Annotated in this window: 5 protein-coding genes; 2 read left to right on the top strand and 3 right to left on the bottom strand. The window is 63.6% G+C overall.

Annotated elements, in window-relative coordinates; translation table 11 throughout:
- Positions 1–15 precede the first annotated feature (15 nt).
- The 3 genes from FCU66_RS00855 to FCU66_RS00845 all read right to left on the bottom strand — a co-directional run bounded on the left by FCU66_RS00855 (position 16) and on the right by FCU66_RS00845 (position 3,508).
- Positions 16–1,548 carry a DHA2 family efflux MFS transporter permease subunit gene (locus FCU66_RS00855; protein WP_136620467.1) on the bottom strand — a complete coding sequence of 511 codons (1,533 nt, stop codon included), beginning with the start codon at positions 1,546–1,548 and terminating at the stop codon, positions 16–18.
- A 302-nt stretch (positions 1,549–1,850) separates the two neighbouring features.
- Positions 1,851–3,032: an HlyD family secretion protein gene (locus FCU66_RS00850; RefSeq protein WP_136620466.1), complete on the bottom strand. Its 1,182-nt coding sequence runs from the start codon at positions 3,030–3,032 to the stop codon at positions 1,851–1,853.
- Entirely contained in the window at positions 3,029–3,508 is a 480-nt protein-coding gene (locus FCU66_RS00845; RefSeq protein WP_136620465.1) for a MarR family winged helix-turn-helix transcriptional regulator, read from the bottom strand. The genes FCU66_RS00850 and FCU66_RS00845 overlap by 4 nt, the downstream gene beginning before the upstream one ends.
- A gap of 218 nt (positions 3,509–3,726) precedes the next feature.
- On the opposite strand from FCU66_RS00845, the gene FCU66_RS00840 reads away from it, so the two are divergent.
- A complete protein-coding gene (locus FCU66_RS00840; RefSeq protein ID WP_136620464.1) occupies positions 3,727–4,335 on the top strand; it encodes a CDP-alcohol phosphatidyltransferase family protein in 609 nt (202 codons plus the stop codon).
- Positions 4,336–4,375: 40 nt separating this feature from the next.
- Positions 4,376–6,160, top strand: coding sequence for a bifunctional alpha/beta hydrolase/class I SAM-dependent methyltransferase (locus FCU66_RS00835; protein WP_168992043.1), 1,785 nt, complete (start codon positions 4,376–4,378; stop codon positions 6,158–6,160).
- The last annotated feature ends 3 nt before the right edge of the window (positions 6,161–6,163 follow it).

Raw genomic sequence — 6,163 nt, 5'->3', positions numbered from 1 at the left:
GAATCTCAACAAGCCTTAGTCCATGTGCGCGGCCGGTGCGCCGCCGGCAGGCGCCTGCTTTGGCTTGCGCAGCAGGAAAACAAACGGGATGGCAAGCAGAGTCATCACCATGAGTATTTTGAAGTCATTGACGTAGGAGATCATCATCGCCTGGAGATTGACCATGCGATCGACCTGCGAAAGCGCCATTGGATCGCCGCTTGCGGCCGCCGGAGAGACCGCCCACAGATTGGGGTTGAAAGGATTGATGAAGGCCGAAAGCTCGGTGTGATTGATCTGCGTGTTGCGCACCATCAGGACCGTCACGACCGACACGCCGATGGACGAGCCAAGATTACGCACCAGGCTGAACAAGGCCGTGGCATCGGTGCGGAAGCGCACGTCAAGCGTGGCGAAGGCGACGGTCGACAGCGGCACGAACACCATTCCCATGCCCAGGCCCTGGATGACGCCGGAGCTGATGATCAGCCAGTTGTCCATCTGCGGCGTGAAGCTGGACATGGTGTAGAGCGACTGCGCGGTCAGCAGGAAGCCGATGACGACGAGGATCCGGGCGTCGATCTTGCTCATGAGCCGCCCGACGACGAGCATCGAAATCATGGTGCCGACACCGCGAGGCCCCATGACCACGCCGATGGTGACGGTCGGATAGCCGAAGATGGTCGACAGCATCGGCGGCAGCAGCGACATGCTCGCCAGGATGAGCACACCCATGACGAAGATGAACGCCAGCCCGGTCACGAAATTGCGGTCGAGGAAGATCTTGGGATCGATGAAGGGGTGTTCGGCCGTCATCGTGTGAATGATGAACACCCAGAAGCCGGTGAGGGAAAGACCAAGCTCGATCCAGATCTCGACCGATGAAAACCAGTCGACCTCGCCGCCGCGGTCGAGCAGCAGCTGAAGCGCGCCGACGCCGAGCGATATCATGGCGAAGCCGAAGAAATCGAAGCCGCGCACGCGCCGGGCAACGGCCGGCAAGTAGGCGGCCATACCGAGAAAGGCGACGATGCCGACCGGCAGGTTGATGAAGAACACCCAGCGCCAGTTGAAATTCTCGGTCAGCCAGCCACCAAGCGTCGGGCCCAGAATCGGCCCCAGCATGATGCCGGCGCCCCAGATGGCCATCGCCTGGCCATGGCGTTCCCTGGGATTGATGTCGAGCAGGAAGGTTTGCGACAGAGGCACGATCGCGGCGCCGAACACGCCTTGCATGAGCCGGAAGAACACCATGGTCTCCAGGCTCCAGGCGATGCCGCACAGCATCGAGAACATGGTGAAGCCGACCACTGCCGTCAGGAACAGTTCCTTGCGGCCAAAGCGGTCGGCCAGCCAGCCGGTGACCGGCGTCATGATGGCGGCGGCAACGATGTAGGAGGTCAGCACCCAGTTGATGTTGTCCGGCGAGGCGCCGAGATCGCCCGTCATGGTCGGCAGCGCGACGTTGGCGATCGTCGTGTCGAGCGCCTGCATGATCGTCGCCAGCATGAGCGCGACCGTGATCAGGCCGCGATGCGGCACTTCTTTGAAGGGTTCGGGTGTGCTCATGACGTGGAACTTCCAGCAGGTAACAAAAACGTGTACAACGGGTTTCCGGGCGGCAAAGCCTTCCGTTGAGAGACCCTCATCGCGGTGGGACGCGATTATCGATGTGGGGGTTACATCGACTGAAAGTCTCTGATGAGCGGATGCCTGCCGCCCGGAAACATGAGGACCGACGGGTCTGCGTCGAAGATTTCAGATTTCGGTCGAGCCGCGGCGCGGCTTTGCCCAAACGCTGATCCTTCCAGCTCCTCCCATCAGACCAATCCTGCCATTCACCTCCACCCGCCTCGGGATTCTGTTGACTTTTACTGCGCGGCCTCGCCGGCCGTGGCGTGACCGAAGATCGACGGCAGGCCACGCGCCACGCCGGTGTCGACGGTAACGGTGGCGCTCATGCCGGTGCGCAACGCCATCTTGGCGTCGGCATCGGTCAGTTCGAGACGCACCGGAATGCGCTGCGTGACCTTGACCCAGTTGCCGGTGGCATTCTGGGCCGGCAGCAGCGAGAATTCGGCTCCGGTGCCGGCGCCGATCGCCTTGACCGTCGCCTCGAAGGTGCGCCCCGGATAGGTGTCGACCACGATATCAGCTTTCTGCCCGGGCTTCATGTGGGTGAGCTGCGTTTCCTTGAAATTGGCGGCGATCCAGGTGTCGCCGGTCTCGACCAGCGAGAACAGCGGCGTGCCGGAACCGACATACTGGCCGACCTTGAATGAGGAAGCCTGGCTGATGACGCCGTCGGCCGGCGCCTTGACCGTGGTCTGCGCCAGATCGTAGGCCGCCTTGGCGCGTGCGGCGAGCGCGGCCATCACGGTCGGATGCTTGTCGGTCTCGATGTCGGGATTGCCGGCAAGTGCCGCCTTGGCGCTGATGATGCCTTGCTGGGCAACCGCCAATTGCTGCTTGGCCTTGTCGAGATCGTTCTTGGCCTGATCGAGCGCCGACTTGGTGTTGATGCCCTTCTGGGCGAGGTCGGCGGCGCGGTCGTATTGCGACTGCGCATAATCGACTTCGCTGGTGGCGGATTTTTCCTGCGCCATCGCCTGGCTGTAGGCGGCGCGCAACTGCTCGATACCGACCCGTGCGACCGCAACCGCCGCGTCGGCCTGGGCCAGGGCGATCCGGTAGGGCTCGGGGTCGATGGCAAACAGCACGTCACCCTGCTTGACCAGCTGGTTGTCGGCGATGTCGACCTTAACGATGCGGCCTGCCGTATCCGAAGCGATCGACACCTTGGCCTGCTGCAGATTGGCGTTCTCCGTCTCCTGGTAGCGGCCGCCGGTGACCCAGACATAGCCGCCGCCGGCAGCCAGTGCCGCGGGCAGCGCGACCATCAGCAGAAGACCGCCCAGCCGGCGCTTTTTCTTCACGGGCGCCGGGGTTGGCTGCACCGGAGGAGCAACCGCCACCGGTGCCGCGGCCGGCTGCGCCGGCGCTTCCATCTCCAGTTCGGTCACTTTCTCGTCTATCTTGGCTACCGCGTTCATGCTGCTGCGCCCTCTGTATTCTTTGCTTTTTCAATGGACGGCGTCTCGTCGTCGGTCAGGTTGCGAACCATCGCCTCAAGTCCCTCGACGAGGACGCGACGGGCTTCCGGCTTCACGCCGACCAGTGATTCCTCATAGACTTCCCCGGCAATGCTCTTGATCACGGCGTAGGCGTCGCTCGCCTTGGGCGTCAGGAAGATCATGCGGACGCGGCGATCGGTGGCGTCGGGACGACGCTCGATCCAGCCGCCCTCTTCCATGCGGTCGACCAGGCGCGAAACGCTGATCGGCTCGATTTCGAGAAGTTCGGCCAGCCGCGCCTGCGCGACACCGTCTTCCTTGGCAACGCGGACCAGAAGCCGCCATTGCGCCGAAGAAAGCCCCAAGCCACTGGCCCTCGCCTCGAAGCGCTTGCGCATCAGGCGCTGCACGTCGTGGATCAAGAAGCCCAATCTGTCGATGCCATCGGAAACCATGAGCGGGATATATAATAAGCGTGCTTACTATTCAAGATGCCGTATTCCGCCAGAAGCCGGCAAATGTGCATGGCAGCCATGCCGGGCAAATCATGGTTAGCAATTTGCGACCGCCGGGTGGCCGGTCAGTCGGATCGCGCCCCGTCCCCTTTGGAGACGCTGGTCGCGTCTGAGATATTGATGTACAGCCGCTGATCAGGATCGGGGGATCAATGAAAATGCCGACGCTTTACGCTCTCAAGCCGGCTTTCCAGGGACGATTGCGGCCGCTGGTCAATCGGCTGGCGGCAATTGGCGTGACCGCAAACAGCATAACCATCCTGGCGGCGCTGATGTCGATCGCGGCCGGGACGGCGATCGCGATCCTGCATGAATGGCGCTGGCTGCTGCTGTTGATCCCCGCGGTGATGTTCGTGCGCATGGCGCTGAATACCGTGGATGGCATGCTGGCGCGGGAACACGGGCAGGCCTCGACGCTCGGCATGTATCTGAACGAACTTTGCGACGTCGTTTCGGACCTCGCGCTGATTCTCCCTTTTGCCGTCTTTCCGGAATTTGCCCCATGGGGCGTCGTCGCCTTCGCGATATCGGCCGTGCTGACCGAGTTCGCCGGCGTACTCGGCATCGCCGCCAAGATCGGGCGTAACTATGCCGGGCCGTTCGGCAAGAGCGACAGGGCGCTGGCGCTCGGCGTTGTCGCCGTGCTGTGCGCCACCGGGCTCTGGCCGGCATCCATCGCGCCATTTGTGTTTCCGGCCATGGCAACGCTTTCGCTGCTGACCGCCATAAACCGGATACGCGCCGGCCTTATTGGCAGCGCCAGTTGAGCATCGAGGGCTCGCCATGCCGTCAAAGAGAAAGACCATGATGCACGAACCGATCGCCGCCGCGGCCACGGAAAGCCTTGAGCGGCAAGCGCAGGAGCGGGTCTTCCGCAGCCATGACGGGACGGAGATCTTCTACCGCTTCTGGCCGGCAGCTTCCGCCGATGCCAAGGGCGCGGTGGTGCTCTTCCATCGCGGCCACGAGCATGGCGGCCGCATGGCCCATCTCGTCGGCGAATTGCAGATGCCCGACCACGCCTTCTATGCCTGGGATGCCCGCGGCAATGGCCGTTCGTCCGGCGAGCGCGGCTATGCCCCTTCCTTCTCGGCCCTGGTGCGCGACATCGACTGCTTCATGCGCGAGATTGCCGAAAGGGATGGCTTCGCCACGCAGGATATCGCGCTGATCGCGCAATCCTTCGGCGCCGTGCTCGCCGCCGCCTGGGCGCATGACTATGCGCCGAAGCTGCGCGCCATGGTGCTGGCCTCACCCGCCTTTTCGGTAAAACTCTACGTGCCCTTCGCCAAGGAAGGCATCGCGTTCTGGCAGAAGATCAAGGGCCGCTTCTTCGTCAATTCCTACGTCAAGGCGAAATTCCTGACCCATGATCCGGTGCGCATCGCCTCTTTCGAGAGCGATCCGCTGATCACGCGGCCGATCGCCTCCAACATCCTGGTCGAACTCTATCAGCACGCGGCGCGGATCGTCGCTGACGCCCGCGCCATCACCGTGCCGACGCAGCTTCTGCACTCGGGCAGCGACTGGGTGGTGCGCCACGGCCCGCAGCACGCGTTCTTCGTCAATCTCGGCAGCCGCACCAAGGAACGCCATGTGTTGCCGGGCTTCTTCCATGACACGCTGGGCGAGCGCGACCGCGCGCAGGCCCTCGACCTGATCCGGCCGTTCCTGGCCAGGCAGTTCGCGGCACCGGACGCGCCGGTCGACCTGAAACAGGCGGACATCGCCGGCTACACCCGCGACGAGGCCGACAGGCTTGCCTCACCGCTCGATCTCATCTCGCCCAAAGGCCTCTATTGGGCCTTCAGCCGTGCCTCCATCCGCATGGGCGCCTGGGTCTCGAAGGGTATGAAGACCGGTATCGCCACCGGCTTCGATTCCGGCTCGACGCTGGATTACGTCTACGAGAACGACGCACGGGGTCTTACCCCTGTTGGCCGCGTCGTCGACCGCATCTTCCTGGAAGCCATAGGCTGGCGCGGCATCCGCCAGCGCAAGCTGCATCTCGAAGAACTCATCGGCGCTTGCCTGGCGACGCTCAAGGCCGCTGGGCGGCCGGCGCACATTCTCGACATCGCCGCCGGCCACGGCCGCTATGTTCTCGATGCCATCGTGAAGAGCCCCGACCAGCCGGCGAGCGTGCGCCTGCAGGATTATTCCGACCTCAACGTCCAGCTTGGCCGCAAGCTGATCGCTGAACGGCAATTGCCGGCTGATGTCTCGTTCCAGCGCGCGGACGCCTTCGACGCCGACATGCTCGCCTCGATCGATCCGGCGCCCGACCTCGCCATCGTTTCCGGCCTCTACGAACTGTTCTCCGACAATGCGATGATCGCCCGCTCGCTCGGTGGATTGGCTAGCGCCATGCAGCCGGGCAGCCTGTTGCTCTACACCAACCAACCCTGGCACCCGCAGCTCGAGATGATTGCCCGCAGCCTGACCTCGCATCGCGGCGGCGAAGCCTGGGTCATGCGCAGGCGCACGCAAGGCGAGATGGACCAGCTCGTCGAAGCCGCTGGGTTCGACAAGCTCGAGCAGCGCATCGACCAATGGGGCATCTTCACCGTTTCGGTCGCGCGGCGCCGCTGAGCA

Source organism: Mesorhizobium norvegicum (assembly GCF_004919685.1).
GTDB classification, from domain to species: domain Bacteria; phylum Pseudomonadota; class Alphaproteobacteria; order Rhizobiales; family Rhizobiaceae; genus Mesorhizobium; species Mesorhizobium norvegicum.
Note: the sequence above shows the minus strand (reverse complement) of the source record. Positions and strands in the feature narration are given on the sequence as shown.